Source organism: Burkholderia sp. IO2 (genome assembly GCF_029522185.1).
In the GTDB taxonomy this organism is placed as follows: domain Bacteria; phylum Pseudomonadota; class Gammaproteobacteria; order Burkholderiales; family Burkholderiaceae; genus Burkholderia; species Burkholderia cenocepacia.
In genome coordinates this window covers 65,147-82,511 of the sequence record NZ_JAKWFH010000025.1, presented here as the reverse complement: position 1 = coordinate 82,511, position 17,365 = coordinate 65,147, and the positions used below count along the sequence as shown (strand labels likewise).

Below are 17,365 nucleotides of genomic sequence, written 5' to 3'. Positions count from 1 at the left end.
CGTTCGAAGCCCGGTGTCACTGAACACGGCTCCGCGACCACGCGGCCGCCTATCGCATCACTCAGCAGAAAGAGAGCGCGACAAAATGAAGTGCATGATTTGCGACGCCGACGGCGACTACTATTTCTCGAAGACCTATACCGAGCGACCTTTTTCCGACTTCATGAGTTCGATCGGCAAGGTCGACTATTACAAATGTCGGCAGTGCGGCTTCGTCTGGTCCGGCACACATCAATCGCTACCGGTGGAGAAATGGAGTGAACTGAATCGGCAGTTTCATCACTACATCGAGAATCCCGCCAACGAAACGAAGGGCAACCAGCCGCCGTACGCCGAACAGGCCATGATGCTCGCCCTGCTCGGAAAGAATGGTGTGATTCGCCTGGACAACATGGTCGACTATGCTGCCGGGTACGGTACGTTGAGTCATGTCCTGGCGAAGTACTACGATCTTGAACTGCCGATCTTCGATCTCTACGTGAAAAACGACGGCTCGGGGAGATATATCGATCCATCCAACCTTGGTCGCTACAAGACCGTGATCAATTCGGCGATGTTCGAGCACGTCCTGCGCCGCAGCGATCTCGATTTCGTGCATGACATGGTCGATCACGACGGTGCATTGGTCATCCACACGGTTGTCTGTGAACGCGTGCCGAACGACCCGGAATGGTTCTACTTGCGCCCCCCCGTCCATACCGCCTTTCATACCAATCGAAGCATGACCATCCTGATGGAGCAATGGGGCTATCGGGCATCGCTCTACTGTCCGCAGGCGAAGTGCTGGGTGCTGCTTCGCGACAAGTGCGCACATATCGGCGAAACGGTCGCATCCATCAATCGCGAACTCCAGACCACGTGGTTCCACTACAAAGAAGGATTCGTCGACTACTGGAAGGGATTCTAGATCCGCCTGCATGTGACGAAATGCATCGATGCCCCGTCCTTCACGTGAGCTGACAGGACGGCCCGCGCATACCGGCCGGCAATGCGTGGCCGCGAGTCGAATGCCGTTTCCGAAGCAGGTAACGCAGTCGACGTCGAATGGGGACCGACGCTCCCCGGTTTATCCGCGCAATGACGGGCAAAACCTAAATTCCGGGACAGACCTGACGTTATAGCAAAAGTAAGCATGGCGCCATGCAACAAATGCCATTCCGACAGGAATCGACGTTTGTGCATTTCGCCGACACTTACGCCACGGGCCTGAATCGCTGCCGGAGCGAGGCAACTGTATCCCGCGTCAATCAAGCATCGGGTGCGACGCATACCACCGGATTCCCCTTCTCCTATCGCGCTTCGCCACGAAGTGCAATCCAGGCAAGAGAAACCGGTTTTCCGGTGCACGCTTGGTAACGCCAGGCACATACCAACTAATTGAATATTGAGAGAACTCGACTGATGCGTACCAAACTGATCGCCGCCGCGCTCGCGGCCATGGTTTCCTTGACGTGCAGCGCAGCCACCAGCGTCGTGATCGATGCAAAAGCCAATTGCCTTTCCAGCTTCGTCGGCACCGTCTCCGGCGGCACGTCGGCAAAATTCAGGCTCGCAAGGGGCCAATACGCCGTCTCTCTTGTGTCGAACACGATGAGTTGCGGTGGCGGCTCACTCGATAATGGCTGCAACATCGATACCGTGATGATGCAAGGCGGCTACGGCTACGGAAGCATCCGATGGGGTACCGCAATCACGGCCAAACCCTCCGTCATCCTGATGACCAGCGACCTCAACGATGTTTTCGCCTACGTCAGCGATGACTACTGTGGCGACAACGTCGGACAGGCGACGCTGCTGATTCAGCCGGTAAACTAAGCGCAATTTGCACGGTGCACGCAGCGCGCGTGCGTATCGCCCTACCTGCACAAGCAAGGCCAGCAGCTCGAACGGCCGCGTCCCCGACAGGACACGGCCGTGACCGGTCACCCCGATACCTGCTGCACCGTATCGGGCATCGCGACCCCGTCCGCAGGGACTGCCTGAATCAAATCGTATTCCGTCAGCATGTCCCTTACTTCCGCAACGGAGTTGAACATCAGCAGGTCCACGATCGACAGCCAGGGAACGAACGGCGCCCCGAATTGAACGTATTCGATCGGCTTCGACCGGAGAAACCGCAGATCGATGCCGCGCGCCGCAAAGTCTTCGTGCGAGTACAAATCAACACCGCCGATCGCATTGACATACGTCGTCGCCCCCAGCGACTCGCAGATCGCGAGTACGCGACTCTGCCCCTTCAATGACGGATCAACGTCGATCGACGACGACACATCGATACGCGTGTCGATGCCGAGCCGATCCACGACGACATCAATCGATCGCTTGATGAACCGGAACAGGTTCGGCTCATCTGCGTCGATCACGGCGCTCACGAGGTTGAATCCCTGCTCAAAGAACGGCGCACGAACATAGGCTCCCTTCAACTGGGCGGCAAGTTTCACGGGATCGTAATCGGACGACACCTCTCGATCACGAACATCGAGCGAATCGGCATCTCGTTTCAGCGGAATACTGAACAGCGCATCACTGCCGTTGAGCAGGAAGCGGTTCCGGTTGAACCAACCCTTCTTCGTGTACTTGATGTTGTCGTATACGACAAACCGGTCAACCGCTTCGATCAGTTGAAAGTAGCCGATATACGGCAGGAAATACGGTTGCATGATCGCGACTTTCATCGCCTCACCCCTGACGGACAAGCAGCACAAAAAATGGATGGCGAGCGGCGCGGCATGCCAGACAGGCTACGCATCGACGCATTCTCTGAAATGCGCCGCGCACGCCAGCCGCATACGCTCGATCACTCTGATCCAGGCTTCGCCGCGCCCGCGCCGGAACAACCGCACCGTGCCCGGATACCAGGGCGAATCCTCACGGTCGTGCATCCATCGCCAGTCCACGTCCTGATTCGGCAGCAGCACCCAGCAGGGCTTGCCGAGCGATGCGGCCAGATGCGCGGTCGACGTGTCGACGCACACCACGAGATCGAGTTGCGCGACGATCGCGGCCGTATCGGCGAAATCGTCGAGTTCCGAGCCCAGGTGCAGCAACGGCAGCCCGCCCGGCGGCTGGCGCGCTTCGTCCTCGCCCTGCCCTTTCTGCAGACTCACGAAATTCACGCCCGGCACGCTCCACAGCGGCGTCAGTAATGCCAGTGACGGCAGCGAACGGTGCGCGTCGTTGTGGTGCTTCGGATTGCCTTTCCACACGAGGCCTACACGCGGGCCGGGCGGCAACGCATCGAGGCGCGCGCCCCAGTGCGCGACACGCGCCGGATCGGGTACGAACCGCACCGGCGGCGGGATCGTCTCGAGTGTCGTGCCCGCGTGCATCGGCGCGCTCAACAGACTCGTCCAGTAATCGAATTGCGCGGCCTGCGCGGTAGCCGTCTCGTGATCGACCACCGCGTCGACGCCGTCGACCGTCTCCATCAGCCGATGCAACGCCGGCTGGCACGCAAACACCACCCGCGCCGCCTGCCGTGCGCGAAATTCCGCGAAATAGCGGCTGAACTGCAGCATGTCGCCGAGGCCATCCTCCTGCCACACGAGCAGCGTCTTGCCGGCCAGCGGCTCGCCTTGCCACTGCGCGCACCGCAGTACCTCGCGGGTCCGGCGGTGCACGAACGTCGACTGCTCATAGCGCGATTCGTAGCGGCGCCAGCCTTCCTCGAACCGACCGACGCCGAGCAGCAGCGTCGCCAGCCCGAAGCGCGCGTCGTCATAATCGGCACGCAGTTCGAGCGCACGGCGGTATGCGCGCTCGGCTTCGTCGAGGCGGCCCGCATGCGCGAACGTCGTGCCGAGGTTGTAGTGCACCTCGGCCATCTGCGGCGCGAGTGCCAGCGCGTCGGTGAACGCGACGGCCGCTTCGTCGTGGCGGCCCTGCGCACGCAGGACGCAGCCGAGATTATTGTGCGCCTGCGGCAGGCCGGGCCGGCAGCGGATCGCGTCGCGATAGGCCGCTTCCGCTTCGGGCAAGCGATCGAGGTTCTGCAGCGCGACGCCGAGGTTGTAATGCGCTTCCGGATGATCGGGACACAATGCGATGGTCTGCCGGCTCGCCGCCTCCGCTTCCGGCAACCGCCGCATGTCGACGAGGATCGCGCCGAGATTCGCGTGCGCGAGTACGTGGTCGGCGCGAACCGCGATCGCGAGCCGGTACGCGAGTTCCGCCTCCGCCGACCGGGCAAGGACGCGAAGCAGGTTGCCGAAATCGGTCAGCACGTCGGGCGACCGCGGCTCGATCGACAGGGCCTGCCCGAACGCCTGCTCGGCTTCGTCGAGCCGGCCGAGCGCTTCGAGTACCTTGCCGAGCCGGTGATGGTGCGACGCGCGCAACGGCGCGACGCAGGCAAGCTGCCGGCGCAGGATCACTTCGGCGTCGGGCAAGCGACCCTGCGACATCAGCAGCGCGTGAAGGCCGTCGTAGGGGGGCTCGAACGCCGGCATCGCATCGATCGCGCGCCGCCACGAGGCTTCTGCGTCCGCCAGATGGTTCAGGCCGAGCGCGCAGACGGCCGCGACGTGCAGCGCCGCGACGTCCACCGCTGGCGCGTCGAGCTGCGGCGCGACAAGCGACAGTGCGTCGGCAAACTGTCCGTTCTGGCACAAGGTCGCGGCGTGTCGAACGCACGCGGAAACGTCGGAAGCTGGCGTCGTCATGGAGGGCTGGGCAAAGCGGCGGACAGTCATCGCGTCCGGCCGCCACGGCGGCAGCCCGGCATGCGCGACGCGTGTCGCGCCCGGGCGACCGTTTCGGCACGGAGAGCGTCGATTGACAGGTTACCGAAGCATGCACGCACGCGATGCGACGATCTGAGCCCATTCCATGCGGTTGTTCGGGCGATGGCCCCGTCACCCCGTGCGTGGCGGGGCCTCGCTGAACGACACCGGCCGGCCGCTCAGCTCGACGAACACCCGCCACAACTGCTCGAACTGCACGAGCTGGAACTGCACGAACTCGACGAACTGCAGCTCGACGACGCGCCGCCGCCGTCGGACGAGTCGAACGAAGTGCCACCGCCCGCTTTCGCCGCGGCGACCGACGGCATCCGCGACGCGGCCAGCACCGGGCCTGCATACGCCGACCATACGGTACCGGCCAGCGCGCCTGCGCCAAACAGCGCTGCGGTCCACAGCAACGGGCCCGGATCGTCACGTTCGGCGTCGCGTATCCCGGACGCTCCCTGCGCGCTGCGTACGTGCCGCGCGTCGCGCGCAGCCCGCGGATCGTGCGCGTTCCTGCGCTCGAGCAACGCGGCGCGCCCGGCCGCCGTTGGGCCGCCGCGCCGGAAGCCGGTCAGCCTTCCAGCGACGATCCGGTACGCGATCGCGAACACCGCCATGCAGATGCACAGCAGCAGCACGGGCCGCCCGCGGCTCAAACCGACCGCAAGCTTCGCGGCGCCCGTGCCGAACACGAGCAGCGCGATCGCGCGCGCGGCCGTCCGGGACGCGCGCAACTCGCCGGGCGCCCAGAACCAGCCCTGCGCACGCATCCCGTCGACGACCTCCTGCGCATACCTCGCGAGCCGCTCGCGAAACGCGCCGTAGCGCACGGTGCCGGACGGTTGCTCGTTGAGCCACGCGCAGTAGTCGTCGTACCGACCCGCGCGTTCCAGATCCGCGATCTTCACGTAGCTGCCTTGCAGGTGAACGCTCCACAGATCGACCGCGCCCGCATGCGCGAGCGACATCGTCACGACCTGCGCGACCCGTGCTTCGCCGCCGGTGAGATAGGCGACTTCGTCGGCGCTCAGCCCGGACGAAGCCTTGCGCGTGCGCCGGCCCCAGCGCCGGATGCGAAATTCGATGGCATGCAACGCGACGATCAACGACAACGCGACAACGCAGGCCGGGACGTAAAACGCGAGAAACTGCGGCCCGGTGTAGTCGAGCACGTCGAGATCCTGCGCCGATGCGCAGGTCGCGGCGACACTGGCGGCGGCCGCCGGCCACACGAGTTTCGGCAGACGGTCGCGCCACGCACCGCGCGGCGCCACGGCGGCCATGCGCTCGGGCTGCTGCGCCTCGACCCCCGCTTCTCGCTCGACTGCCCGGTCGACGGGACGCGGCCAGATCGATGCCGGCGGCTCGCAGCCGAACAGCCGGCGATAGCTGACGAGCGTGTCGCGATAGCGCTGCGCGTACACGGCGGCCTCGTCCGGCGCGCCGGTGCCGGGCATGTGGTGCAGCCGCGCGCGCAGCACGCCGGCGCAGAACACGTCCCAGTATTCGAGCGTGTATTGCAGATGGAAATGCCACGCGGCATCGACCGCGACCGACGGCGTGACCGGATGCCCGGCCACCTGTGCGAGAAACGCGAAGCGCTTGTATTCGTCGATCACGGCCAGCGCGTGGTCGTGCGACCAGCCTTCGGCGTCGGCGAGGCGCCGGCTGTACGGCAGCGGCGCGTCGGGATCGTCGGGGGAATACGCGTGCAGACGCGCGAGCAGCGCCTGCTGCGCATCGGTCAGCGGGCATGCAGCGACTGCGGTCGAGGTAGACGGAATGGCAGCCATCGGGAGTCGGCGCGATGCGCGGACGGCCGCCGCGATCGACGCTTGGAGTGGTCGTTGTGGGCGATTCTCGCACACCGGAAAGGCGGCGGAATAGCGTGAGAACGGCCCGGCCGATGACGATGCGACGCCGTGCGGTGACGTTACGCCTGGACGACTTCAGGAAAACGGATCGGGAAATTCAACGCCTGGAATCAGGCTATTTGGCGCGCCCGGCTGGGATCGAACCAGCAACCCCTGCCTTCGGAGTTTTACCAGCGCACCACATTCCCTTATAAATCAATGCCTTGCATGACTCGCAATCTGCAAAACCAAGGCGAATCAAGGTCAATCAGGGCTGTCCAAGCTCGTCCAAACTGTAATTTCACTGTAGTTCGCGCCAAGCTCGGTGAAACAGTTCAATTCCTCCCCCCCTCTCTGCCGTTACATATTCAGCCGGTCGCCCGTCAACTAGTTGCGCCTCACGGTGCGGCTACATTCCCCACGGATTTCTATGAGGATTTGGCATGAGTTCGGCATTCATCCGCGATGGCGACACCACCGACCATGGCGGCCGCGTGCTCGCGTGCACATCAACCAACATCATTTTCGGAAGCCGCTCGCCCTCGAAGGCGACATGGTGTCGTGCCCGAAATGCAGTGGCGTCTAGCCGTCTACTCAAACATCCCGTAACTGCTTACTAGATAGGGCGGGCGGCTCCCGGCAAGTCCACTTACGGACTTTTTCGAGAATTAGTCCATGTTAAGCACACTGTCAGGCTTCATTTGCCCAAAATCGACCGCAATCCAGTGAAATGGAGGGAAGAACCGCCCGATATCGCACCAAAAAAACCGTGAACTTGTGCTACATTTTTCGGAAATTTAGTTGCTGTATGCGGAAACGATCACGGTCCGCGCACCTTCCCGCCCCTTGGTTTCGCATATTCAAGAATGAAAATAGCTCGATCCGATAGGGTTCGGTATGCCAACAACCCCCTCGCGGAGGTTGTATGCCAGTTGAGATTCGATCGCCTCACCGACTTGGAGTCTCATGAGCCGGTTGGATTTCAAAATGCCCTGTCCAACAGCTCGTACCCGGTGCGAAGCATCGAGCAGGCGCTCACATTGACGCTGCATGCATCCGGTCCGGTGAACATGCCGGCGTTGCCTTCGCAGCCATCGAAGCTCTACCATTTCACGTCTGCTGACAACTCCACGCGGGTGACGCTGTGCTCGGACTTTTTGGCGCTGACGACCTCGAGTTATGAGAGTTGGGAAGACTTTCTTCCGCGCCTCCTCGAGATAGTCGAGATCCTGGCAAAGTGCTACCCCGACGCCGTTCCGAAGCGACTCGGACTGCGTTACAAGGATGTGATCGAAAGGGAAAGTCTGAAGCTCGACGGCGTTGCGTGGCATGAGCTGGTGAAGCCATTCTTGCTGGGACCGCTCGCCCCCAATGCATTGGCTGATGATTTCACACCCGAGGATAGTGATGTCAGCAACATGATGTCCCAGTCAATACTGCGGCTGGAAGACTGTATGCTGCTGCTCCAAAGTTCGATGCTCTGGTCGCTTGATCGTCAGCGTCGCGCGTTTTTGATCGATGCCGACTTTTTTACAGAAGACGCGGTTTGCACCGAAATGGTACGCGACTCCTCGGTGATTCGCGAAACGCTAGAGAAACTACATAACAACGCAGGCGCCTTGTTCCGGCGCTGCATCACGGGGAGGCTGCACGATGCTCTTGGCCCGCAACTTAAGTGACCGCCAGCCGATTCAGTATGTACGTTCGCGGCATACCGACAATCTCTACAGTCCGAACATGTCGCTGCGACAGTTCGTTACGGCGCCATTAGGTCTGGACTACCGTATCGATTGGATGGTGACCTTCGAACAAGGAACGTCGGACTCGCTCGACGAATCAATCGTGGCGGAGGTCGTTGAGGTTCCCGCTCGCCTCTCCGCGACTCAGAAGTGGCAACGTCTCGTCTTTGACCCGAGTGCTTCGGTCGATGTCGATGACCTGTCGGAAACTGTCGGCGCGGTGTACGAAGCGATTGATACGTTCGGCCCATCGGTTGTCTCATTCGAGCATATCGAAGCAGCGGCGGTCCAAGGCGAACACCTCGCCGTTGCTTTGCGTGCAACGTCGCCATGGCGCGATGAGATTGCCGGTTGGCATGCGGCACTTCAAACCGCTCGCATGGCACTTGAGAATTCGGGTGTACCACCCGAAGATGCGTTGTACGGTCTGATCGACATCTAATCCGCATGCCATTTGAGAACTTAGAGGCTGCAACCTTTACAAGGGATCAAGTCGCGATTGCTTTTACTCGGGGCAGGTACGGCTCCGGGCATATCGGGATCGCGTTTCATACCCCGAAGGACGGCGCCCAAGTCACGCACTTGGCGTGGCACAAGCAGTTCAAGGTCGACGCGATTCCGAGCGAGGTGAGCGGTTGTTGGGCGTGCGCGACCGTCGCCTTACCGCCGAGCGCATCCAAGCAACTGGTTGCCGTCGTGCGTGGCGTGTCGAAAAAAAAACCGCAGATAAATTACGGTTTAGGCGCAATCGCGGCGAAAGGATCGTTTTCCGCGAATGGTTCTTACCAACCACCCCGAGGCAGTGATGGCTTGACCTGTACGACCTTCGTCGTGGAGGTTTTTCGAGCCGCTTCAATCCCTCTCGTCGACTACGACAATTGGCCGGCCCTGCCGGATAACGTGGCTTGGGGCGAGTCCGTGTGTCAGGCTTTGGCAGGTAGCGGAGCCACCGATGACCACGTCAATGCCGTGCGTAGAAATATCGGCGGGCTGCGAGTACGACCGTATGAGGCTGTGGGCGCAGCACTGCTCCCTCCAAATCAGCGCCCTGCGAACCATGCCGCCGTCCAAGCCGGTGCTGCATCTGCGGACACGGCACTGGGCACAATCTGCCCCCGGAAAATACCGATCGCCATCACCCAGCTGGGCGTAGGCTAATAAAGCCACGAGCTGCACGCTTGCATAACCACGGCGCATAAAACCGCACAATGAAAACGAGCCGGCAATGGCCGTGCGCCCCGCCGTGGGCGGGGCTCAGCTGCCCGCGGATGAGCGCATAAAAACCATTCGTTTTTGCGGGCAGGTGGGGCGGGGTCACAACTGCGCGCGCTCGGTCCGCGTCGGCCTCATCCCGGATCGATCCGCCCCCCAGAGACGGCATCCAGCACGCGTTAGCAGGCTCGCCAGAGGCTTGCCGCGTGCTGGCGCACCTGCGGGGCGCCATCCGGCGGCCGGCCGCTCCAAGGGCGTCTGAGGCCGCCGACATCGCGCACGGCCATGGCCGAAAAAAAGCCGCCGGCACCGAAGTGCCCGGCGGCTTTTTGCTGTTGGTCGGCTGCTCGTCAAACGTCGAGCTGCGGGTCCGTGATGCCGCGCGCGGCGGCGATCGTCTCGCACATCATTTTTGCGGCGCGCGCCGGCGCTTCTTGTACGGGAATTGCGGCTGGTAGTCCTGCACGAACGCGTCGCATTGCGCGTTGGTCAGTTCGTCGAGCCCGGTCGCGCGGACCCAGAAGGCGCAGCCCGACACAGCGATCGCACGGACATGCTCCGCTCCAGGTAGGAAGCACACGGCCGACCTGTCGCTGCCTGCGATGTATCCGCTCCAGTGCTCGCATGTCCAGCACGGTCGCGTCACTTGCGGCGTGAATAGGCCGTGGCCTGATCGTTCCGTATCCATCACAAACACCTGTATATTTATACAGTGTAGCTGAGGGTAACGATTCCGGATACGGTGAAACAGACCGGGGCCACCAGTCAAAAAAGGGGACAGGATGTGCACGAACTACTACGCGCCGGGCGACGATCCGGGCCTCAACGAACTCAAGATCGACAACTTCTTCGATCTGTACCGGTGGACGCCGTGGAAACCCGAGATATATGAGGATTACGACGCGCCGATCGTCGGCAACGTCGACGGCGTGTTCAAGCCGCTGATCGCGGGCTTCGGCTTCTGGCCGCGCGCCGACCAGAAAGCAAAGCAAGAGGAAGATAAGAAGGCGGGGCGCCCGGTTCGGAAAATCCTGAGAACGATGAACGCTCGCGACGACAACCTTGGGAAGTCTCCGCTTTATGGCCCGGCGTGGCGCAAGGGCAGGCGTTGCTTGATTCCGGCGCGCTTCATCGTCGAGCCGTCGTATCCGGATGCACGCCAAGAAGCGAACGGCGACTGGGTGCTCGGGCCGTGCGTGTGGCAACGGATCGGCGTGGTCGATCGCCCGACGATGTGTGTCGCCGGCATCTGGCGCACGCTCACGAACCAGGACGGCACTGAACGCCATGTGATGTCGATGATCACGGTCAACGCCGACGGCCACCCGCTGATGTCGCGCATGCACAAGCCATTCGACGAAAAGCGCTCGGTCGTGATCCTGCGGCCGGACGATTGGGACGAGTGGTTGACGACGTCGAACGTCGAAGCAGCACGCGCGATGCTGCAGCTCTACCCGGCCGACGAAATGACCGCCGAACCTGATCGGCCGGCGGAGTAGCTCGCACTATCGACGCGTTGCGCTACGTCACTGCGCCGGCGGCACGTAGGGGCGGAAGCGCACAACCTCGATCCCGATCCAGTCGTTCAGCTCCCGCAGCCGCGCTTTCAGCGGCTCGATCTCGAGGTCGTTGAACACCCCGGCCGCCTTCTCCACGTCACCGAACCCGCCGGCATTCGACGGGATGATCCCCATCAGTTGCGGCGGCACGCGGTGTGCCGCGAGTTGGTCCTCGACCGTCACCTTTTTGATGTTCCAGAACTCATCCTTCGCCGCGACCTCGCCGATCGGTAGGAGCTGGATGCCGTCCTTCTTCCCCTTCGGCGCATACATGAACAGGTTTCGGAAATTGCCCGGCCCCTTCGCGTTCTTCAGCGCCGAGCGCAGGTTATCGACATCCTCCTGCTTCTCGGCCGCGTCGGTCATGTACAGGATGAAGCCGGCGTGGCTTCCGTTCTTGTAGTAGCGCCGGCGAAACAGCGTCGCGCTTTCGTTCAGCCAGGTCGAGTTCAACGCCGACAGATATTCGGGTAGCCCGTAGATCTCCTGGTTCAGGTCCGGCTCGTACAGGTGATAGACCGAGCCCTTCGGGAACTCGTACGGCTCGCGCACGTTCGTCACGAACCAGTATTGACCCGGCTCGACGCCGACCCGCGTGTACTTTGCGAGCGACGACTTCAGCGCCATCGGCGCGCCGAGCTGGTTCGTGCGCAGCTCGAGGTAGCTGTTCGCGAAGACCAGGTACTCGAGCACGTATCGGCTGAAGTCGGCGCGCGGCAGCAGCGGATGCTCGATGTACGACTGCACGAGAATGTTGCGCTTCACGTAGATGGCCGAGCTGTGGTGTGGCGCGGCCCGAAACGAGCGCGCTAGGCCGTCCAGTGGCAGCGGCGGCTCGTACCAATTCCCCATCCGCATGCACTCAACGTACTCGAGTAGCTCGCGCCGATCCATCACTTCGATCGGATCGCCGAACGAAAACACCTCCGTGCGCGGCGTCGGCGCGGCCGCGGCCCCGGCGGCCTGCTCGGCACGGCCATGCGTGCGGCGCTCGGCGCCGCGTCGATGCTTACTGCGTGACATCAAAAATCTCCATGAATCCGGTATTGGTGCTCGTCGCGCCCTCGAGCGGCTCGTTCGCGAGCGCGTGCATGCACGCCCAGGCCAGGTCGCCGTGGCTGGCCTCTTCGGATCGGCTCGCCTTGTACGTGACCTGCAGCCCGCTGGGCGTGATCGTTTTCTTGATCGCCATGAACGCGGCAGCGAGATCCTTCCAGCCCGTGTCGAACTCGAGCCGGCCTTTGCGGATCACGTTCTGCGCCTTCATCACGAGCGCGGTCTTGATCTCGACCGAGTAGTGGAACGGCGTCGCGGCCGGGAAAAACTTCGTGACGAGCTGGTAGACGCCCTGCCCGATCCCGGTCGTGTCGATGCCGATGTAGGTGACGCGGTAGCGCCTGGTCAGCGCTTCGATCTGCGCGGCCTGAGCTTCGAAGTCGAGACCGTGCCACTGGAACCGCTCGAGCACGCGGAATTTCCCGCCGGGATACTTCGGCGGCGCCAGCACGACGCAGCCCGCACTGTCGCCCGTGTGCGACGGGTCGTAACCGATCCACACCTCTTCGTCGCCGAACGGGCGCAGGTATAGCGGCTTGAAGTCGTCCCACACCTCCCAGGTGTCGACCATGCACGTCTGCAGCGTCGCCAGAGGGAAGACCGACAGCGAATCGTCGATGAATTGGCACAGCAGCAGGTTCGCGTATTCATCCGCGCTGTATTCGAGCTTCAGGCGCTCGAGGTCGAACAGGTTGCAACCGCCGCGCACGGCATCCTCGACGGTCACGATCTGCCGATACTGGCCGTCAGCGCATGTACGGCCGGCCGCGAGCGCCGCGTTCGAGATGTCGATCGAAACGCGCTGATCCTTCGGTCGGCCGCGGTTGAACAGCGCACCGGACCAGAACGGGTACGCGTCGTGCGCGAGGCTCGATGGTGTCGAGAAATACGTCTGTCGCCACTGCGAATGGATCGCCATGCCTGACGCGACCTTGCGCAGGTCCTGGAAGCGCGGCACCCAGAAGTATTCGTCGAAATACAGGTTGCCGTGGTAGCTCTGCGCAGTGCGCGCATTCGTGCCGAGGAAGTACAACGTCGCGCCGTTCGGCAGCACCATCGGGTCACCCTTCAGCTCCACGCCGACCGCATCTTTCGCGAACTGGACGATGTACTGGCGGAACACGTGCGCCTGCGCCTTGCTGGCCGACAGGAAGATTTGGTTGCGGCCGGTGTTCAGCGCATCGAGCAGCGCTTCGCGCGCGAAGTACCAGGTCGCGCCAATCTGCCGGCTCTTCAGGATGTTGCGAATCCGCTCTTTGAAGCCCGCTCGATACCAGGTGCGCTGATAGTCGAAGATCGATTCGAGGAACGCATCGTTCAGCTTCTCGATCTGCTCTTCGCTGAAGGCATTCCGGTCGTCGGAGCTGCGCGACCGGCGCGTTCCGCCAGCGCCCCCTGTTTCGCCCACCTTCGCGTCGTTCGCTGGGCGCTTACGCAGTCGATCCAACTGCCGCGTCAGCAGGTCGATATCTCTGCAGTCGCGCCCTTCCTTCTTCTCCTTCATCACGAGCCGGATCAACTGCGCTTCCATCGACAGTGCTACCCGGTCGACTGGCTCCGTTTCGTCCCATCGGTCCCGACGCTTCCAGCTATAGAGCGTGGCCGGCTTCTCGCCAAGCATCTCGGCAATGCGCGCGATGCGATACCCCTGCCAGTACAGGCCGCGTGCGCGTCGGCGTGGATCAACGTCGGATGAATCGATGGGAAGTGCAGTCATGTAGCAAGGCTACCGACGCGCGCGCGAAGACCCTACTGCATACGGTTGTATCGGTTGCGCGCACAACCAACATTCATTGCGACGTCGGTTCGAACTGCCGACACTGGAATCCCTGAACACAGCCCCCTCTCAGCGGATTCGCACATGGCACAGGACGCAAAGAAGACGAAGTTTTTCCGGATCGCGACCGAAGGCGCGACGACGGACGGCCGCACGATCGATCGCGCGATGCTCGAACAGATGGCGAGCAGCTACGACCCGAAAACGTACGGCGCACGCATCAACATGGAACACATTCGCGGCTACACCCCGGATAGCACGTTCCGCGCGTATGGCGACGTGATCGCGCTCAAGGCAGAAGAGCAGGACGGAAAGATGCGCCTGCTCGCGCAACTGTCGCCGACCAAAGACCTGGTCGCGCTGACCAACGAGCAGCGGCAGAAGGTCTACACGTCGATGGAAGTCGATCCCGATTTTGCCGGCACGGGAGAGGCGTACCTGGTCGGTCTCGCCGTCACCGACAACCCGGCAAGCCTCGGCACGGAAATGTTGCAGTTCAGTGCGAAGCACAAAGCGTACGACGCCCGGAAGCAACGCCCGGAAAACCTCTTCAGCGCTGCGGTCGAAGCCGAGATCGAGTTCGAGGAGGAGATCCCGCGCACCGGCGACGCCGGCAAGTCGCTGTTCTCGAAGGTTCGCGATCTGCTGAATCGCAAGGGAGCCACCGACGACCAACGCTTCTCTGACCTCTCGCAATCGGTCGTCGCGCTCGCGGAAAGCCAGAGCCAGGTGCTCGAGCAGCTCGAGAAGTTCAACACGAACGTCGACGAGCTGAAGCGCGCGCAGAAGGACGGCGAAAAGCGACACAGCGAGCTGGTCCAGAAACTTTCGCGCACCGACAGCAGCCCGCAACAGCGACCGACGTCGACGGGCAACGACAACGGCGCGCAGACCGACTGCTAACCCGCCCTCATCCCTATTCCCAGAGACAACGCACCCATGCTGAACACTACCCGCGAGCAGTACAACCGGTTCCTGGCCCGCATCCAGGAACTCAACGGCATCAGCGATGCCACGAAGAAATTTTCGGTGGCGCCGAGCGTGCAGCAAACGCTCGAAACCAAGATGCAGCAATCGAGCGAATTCCTTGGCCTGATCAACATTATCGGCGTCGAGGAAATGGAAGGCGAAAAGGTCGGCCTCGGCGTATCCGGCCCGATCGCGAGCCGGACGGACACGACCAAACGCGAGCGACAGACGCGCGATGTGTCGGCTCTCGACAACCAGAAATACCGCTGCGAGAAAACGGACTATGACACCCATTCCCGTTACCAGCAGCTCGACGCGTGGGCGAAATTCCCCGATTTCCAGGCGCGTCTGCGCGACTCCATCGTCAAGCGCCAGGCACTCGATCGCATCATGATTGGCTGGAACGGCGAGAAGGTCGCGGCCGACACCGACCTCGCCGCGAATCCGCTGCTGCAGGACGTCAACATCGGCTGGCTGCAGCAGTACCGCAACAACGCGAAACAACGCGTGTTCTCTGGCGTGAAGATCGGCAAGGGCGAACAGTTCAAGAATCTCGATGCGGTCGTTTCGCTCGCGCGCAACGAATTCCTCGACCCGTGGTACACCGAAGACCCGAAACTCGTCGTGATCTGCGGCCGCGAGCTGCTCCAGGACAAGTATTTTCCGCTCATCAACCAGGCGCAGCCGTCGACCGAAACGCTGGCAACCGACATCGTTGTGTCGCAGAAGCGCATCGGCAATCTGCCGGCCGTCAGCGTTCCGTTCTTCCCGGCTCATGCGCTCATGATCACGCGCCTGGACAACCTGTCGATCTACTGGCAAATCGGCGCGCGCCGGCGCTCGCTCGTGGACAAGCCGGAACGCGATCGCATCGAGAACTATGAAAGCTCGAACGATGCGTACGTGATCGAGCAGTACGGCGCCGGTTGCGTCGTCGAGGACATCCAGCTCGTTGACGCTGCCCCGGCCGCTCCGCAGGGTGGCGCATGACGAACCCGTTCCGCCAACACTTCCAGCGCACCGTCGCGGCCACGGCCGCGCGCGGCACGCCGACGAATGCCGGCGGGCTGCGCGACGACTCGGCGTACACGCTGATGCTCGCGCAGCTCGACGAACACCGCCGCGCGCTGAAGGCCGTCGAGTCGCTCGAGCGCAAGGCCGACCTGAAGCGGCAGTTTCTGCCCGCCTACGACGCGTGGGTCGACGGCGTGCTCGACGGCGCGGCCGGCGCGCAGGACGACGTGCTGATGACGATCATGGTCTGGCGCGTCGACGTCGGCGACTACCAGGGCGCGCTCGAGATCGGCGCGTATGCCCTGCAGCACGCTCTCCCGCTGCCGGACCAGTACAAGCGCAGCACGCCGTGTCTGCTCGTCGAGGAATTCGCCGAGGCCGCGCTGCGCGCCCATCGCGCCGGCGATGCGATCCAGGTCGAGCCGCTCGTCGAGATCGAGCAGCTCACGGCAACGGCCGACATGCCCGACGAAGTTCGCGCGAAGCTGCACAAGGCGATCGGCTACGGCCTCTCCGCTTCCGATCCCGCGCGCGCCCTCGACCATCTGCGCCGCGCGCTGCAGCTCTTCGCGAACGTGGGCGTGAAGAAGGACATCGAGCGACTCGAGCGCGAACTGAAGAATTCCGCCAACGGGGGCCAGTCCGGCCCCGGTGGCTGACACCGAGCGTACCCCGCGCACCAGGCGGCACGGGGCCGTAGCCGGCACTGTCCGCGCGAAAAGCCCCGTCCACCGCCTCTACCGACCAACCTGACGAACCCGACCATGTCCTTTGTCTCGACCCCGCCGCTGCCGCGTGCGCCGGCGGATGCGGAACCCGCAAAGCCGATCAAGAACGATCCGTTCTATCCGGATGTGTCGCTCGAGCACGCGCGCGACACGATGCGCCTCGACGGGTCAATCACCGACGCCCGTCTGCGGCACGAGCTGCTCGCCGCGATCGCCGAGGTAAACGACGAGCTGCGCGGCGCACGCGCGGCGTGGCGCGATGCCGCCATCACCTGCCTGGCCGACGCGCCGGCCGACCAGCTCGACGGCGAAAGCGTACGGCTGCAGCACTACCGGCGCGCGGTGTATTGCCTGGCGAAGGCAACGCTCATCGAGCGGTACCGCGACTACGACACGACAGGCGACGGCGCACGCCGCGCAGACGAGCTCGAGCCCCAGAGCGACGAGCTGCGCCGTGATGCCCGCTGGGCCATCAGCGACATCATCGGCCGCCCTCGCGTGACGGTGGAGCTGATCTGATGGAAGTGCGGGCGCTCCAGGGGGAAACGATCGACGCACTTTGCTGGCGCGTGCTCGGCCGCACGCGCGGCGTCGTCGAAGCGGTGCTCGACCTCAACCGGGACCTGGCGCAGTACGGCCCGATCCTGCCTCACGGGCTGCTCGTCGAGCTGCCCGACGAAGTACCGCAAGCGGCGCAATCCGGCGCCGAGCGGCTCCAGTTATGGGACTGA

The 17,365-nt window shown here is 63.1% G+C and carries 17 protein-coding genes and 1 pseudogene; 12 read left to right on the top strand and 6 right to left on the bottom strand.

The window, feature by feature from the left end; all coding sequences use genetic code 11:
• The first annotated feature begins 85 nt into the window (after positions 1-85).
• Complete coding sequence (locus MMB92_RS17975; protein WP_077056039.1) at positions 86-907, top strand: methyltransferase domain-containing protein; 822 nt, start codon at positions 86-88, stop codon at positions 905-907.
• A gap of 494 nt (positions 908-1,401) precedes the next feature.
• Positions 1,402-1,815, top strand: coding sequence for a hypothetical protein (locus MMB92_RS17970; protein WP_058901992.1), 414 nt, complete (start codon positions 1,402-1,404; stop codon positions 1,813-1,815).
• 107 nt (positions 1,816-1,922) lie between these two features.
• Here the strand turns inward: MMB92_RS17970 and MMB92_RS17965 are convergent, their stop codons facing one another.
• The 3 genes from MMB92_RS17965 to MMB92_RS17955 form a co-directional block, all read right to left on the bottom strand.
• Complete coding sequence (locus MMB92_RS17965) at positions 1,923-2,675, bottom strand: WbqC family protein (RefSeq protein WP_058901993.1); 753 nt, start codon at positions 2,673-2,675, stop codon at positions 1,923-1,925.
• Positions 2,676-2,741: 66 nt separating this feature from the next.
• Entirely contained in the window at positions 2,742-4,661 is a 1,920-nt protein-coding gene (locus MMB92_RS17960; protein ID WP_277562838.1) for a tetratricopeptide repeat-containing glycosyltransferase family protein, read from the bottom strand.
• A 239-nt stretch (positions 4,662-4,900) separates the two neighbouring features.
• Positions 4,901-6,520, bottom strand: coding sequence for a TIGR04222 domain-containing membrane protein (locus tag MMB92_RS17955; protein ID WP_277562837.1), 1,620 nt, complete (start codon positions 6,518-6,520; stop codon positions 4,901-4,903).
• 503 nt (positions 6,521-7,023) lie between these two features.
• Between MMB92_RS17955 and MMB92_RS17950 the strand changes: the two are divergent.
• The 4 genes and pseudogenes from MMB92_RS17950 to MMB92_RS17935 all read left to right on the top strand — a co-directional run.
• Positions 7,024-7,163: pseudogene (locus MMB92_RS17950) on the top strand (PAAR domain-containing protein); the annotation flags it as partial.
• A 349-nt stretch (positions 7,164-7,512) separates the two neighbouring features.
• Positions 7,513-8,259 carry a TIGR04255 family protein gene (locus MMB92_RS17945; RefSeq protein ID WP_277562836.1) on the top strand — a complete coding sequence of 249 codons (747 nt, stop codon included), beginning with the start codon at positions 7,513-7,515 and terminating at the stop codon, positions 8,257-8,259.
• Positions 8,234-8,761: a hypothetical protein gene (locus MMB92_RS17940; protein ID WP_277562835.1), complete on the top strand. Its 528-nt coding sequence runs from the start codon at positions 8,234-8,236 to the stop codon at positions 8,759-8,761. The genes MMB92_RS17945 and MMB92_RS17940 overlap by 26 nt, the downstream gene beginning before the upstream one ends.
• Before the next feature lie 5 nt (positions 8,762-8,766).
• Positions 8,767-9,477: a hypothetical protein gene (locus tag MMB92_RS17935; protein ID WP_277562834.1), complete on the top strand. Its 711-nt coding sequence runs from the start codon at positions 8,767-8,769 to the stop codon at positions 9,475-9,477.
• A gap of 460 nt (positions 9,478-9,937) precedes the next feature.
• On the opposite strand, the gene MMB92_RS17930 is transcribed toward MMB92_RS17935, so the two are convergent.
• On the bottom strand, positions 9,938-10,069 hold the full coding sequence (locus tag MMB92_RS17930; protein ID WP_006496008.1) for a hypothetical protein: 132 nt from the start codon (positions 10,067-10,069) through the stop codon (positions 9,938-9,940).
• 244 nt (positions 10,070-10,313) lie between these two features.
• Between MMB92_RS17930 and MMB92_RS17925 the strand changes: the two genes are divergently transcribed.
• Positions 10,314-11,030: an SOS response-associated peptidase family protein gene (locus tag MMB92_RS17925; RefSeq protein ID WP_124637148.1), complete on the top strand. Its 717-nt coding sequence runs from the start codon at positions 10,314-10,316 to the stop codon at positions 11,028-11,030.
• A gap of 27 nt (positions 11,031-11,057) precedes the next feature.
• On the opposite strand, the gene MMB92_RS17920 is transcribed toward MMB92_RS17925, so the two are convergent.
• On the bottom strand, positions 11,058-12,113 hold the full coding sequence (locus tag MMB92_RS17920) for a phage portal protein (protein ID WP_085539725.1): 1,056 nt from the start codon (positions 12,111-12,113) through the stop codon (positions 11,058-11,060).
• On the bottom strand, positions 12,100-13,863 hold the full coding sequence (locus MMB92_RS17915; protein WP_277562833.1) for a terminase ATPase subunit family protein: 1,764 nt from the start codon (positions 13,861-13,863) through the stop codon (positions 12,100-12,102). The genes MMB92_RS17920 and MMB92_RS17915 overlap by 14 nt, the downstream gene beginning before the upstream one ends.
• A 144-nt stretch (positions 13,864-14,007) precedes the next feature.
• Here MMB92_RS17915 and MMB92_RS17910 point away from each other — a divergent pair, with 144 nt between their 5' ends.
• From MMB92_RS17910 to MMB92_RS17890, 5 genes are all read left to right on the top strand, one after another.
• On the top strand, positions 14,008-14,826 hold the full coding sequence (locus MMB92_RS17910) for a GPO family capsid scaffolding protein (protein ID WP_124637154.1): 819 nt from the start codon (positions 14,008-14,010) through the stop codon (positions 14,824-14,826).
• A 36-nt stretch (positions 14,827-14,862) separates the two neighbouring features.
• Positions 14,863-15,882: a phage major capsid protein, P2 family gene (locus MMB92_RS17905; protein ID WP_105866103.1), complete on the top strand. Its 1,020-nt coding sequence runs from the start codon at positions 14,863-14,865 to the stop codon at positions 15,880-15,882.
• A complete protein-coding gene (locus MMB92_RS17900; RefSeq protein WP_124637157.1) occupies positions 15,879-16,565 on the top strand; it encodes a terminase endonuclease subunit in 687 nt (228 codons plus the stop codon). Before MMB92_RS17905 ends, MMB92_RS17900 begins: the two co-directional genes overlap by 4 nt.
• Positions 16,566-16,670: 105 nt before the next feature.
• Complete coding sequence (locus MMB92_RS17895; protein ID WP_124637159.1) at positions 16,671-17,153, top strand: head completion/stabilization protein; 483 nt, start codon at positions 16,671-16,673, stop codon at positions 17,151-17,153.
• Entirely contained in the window at positions 17,153-17,365 is a 213-nt protein-coding gene (locus MMB92_RS17890; protein ID WP_012327677.1) for a tail protein X, read from the top strand. Before MMB92_RS17895 ends, MMB92_RS17890 begins: the two co-directional genes overlap by 1 nt.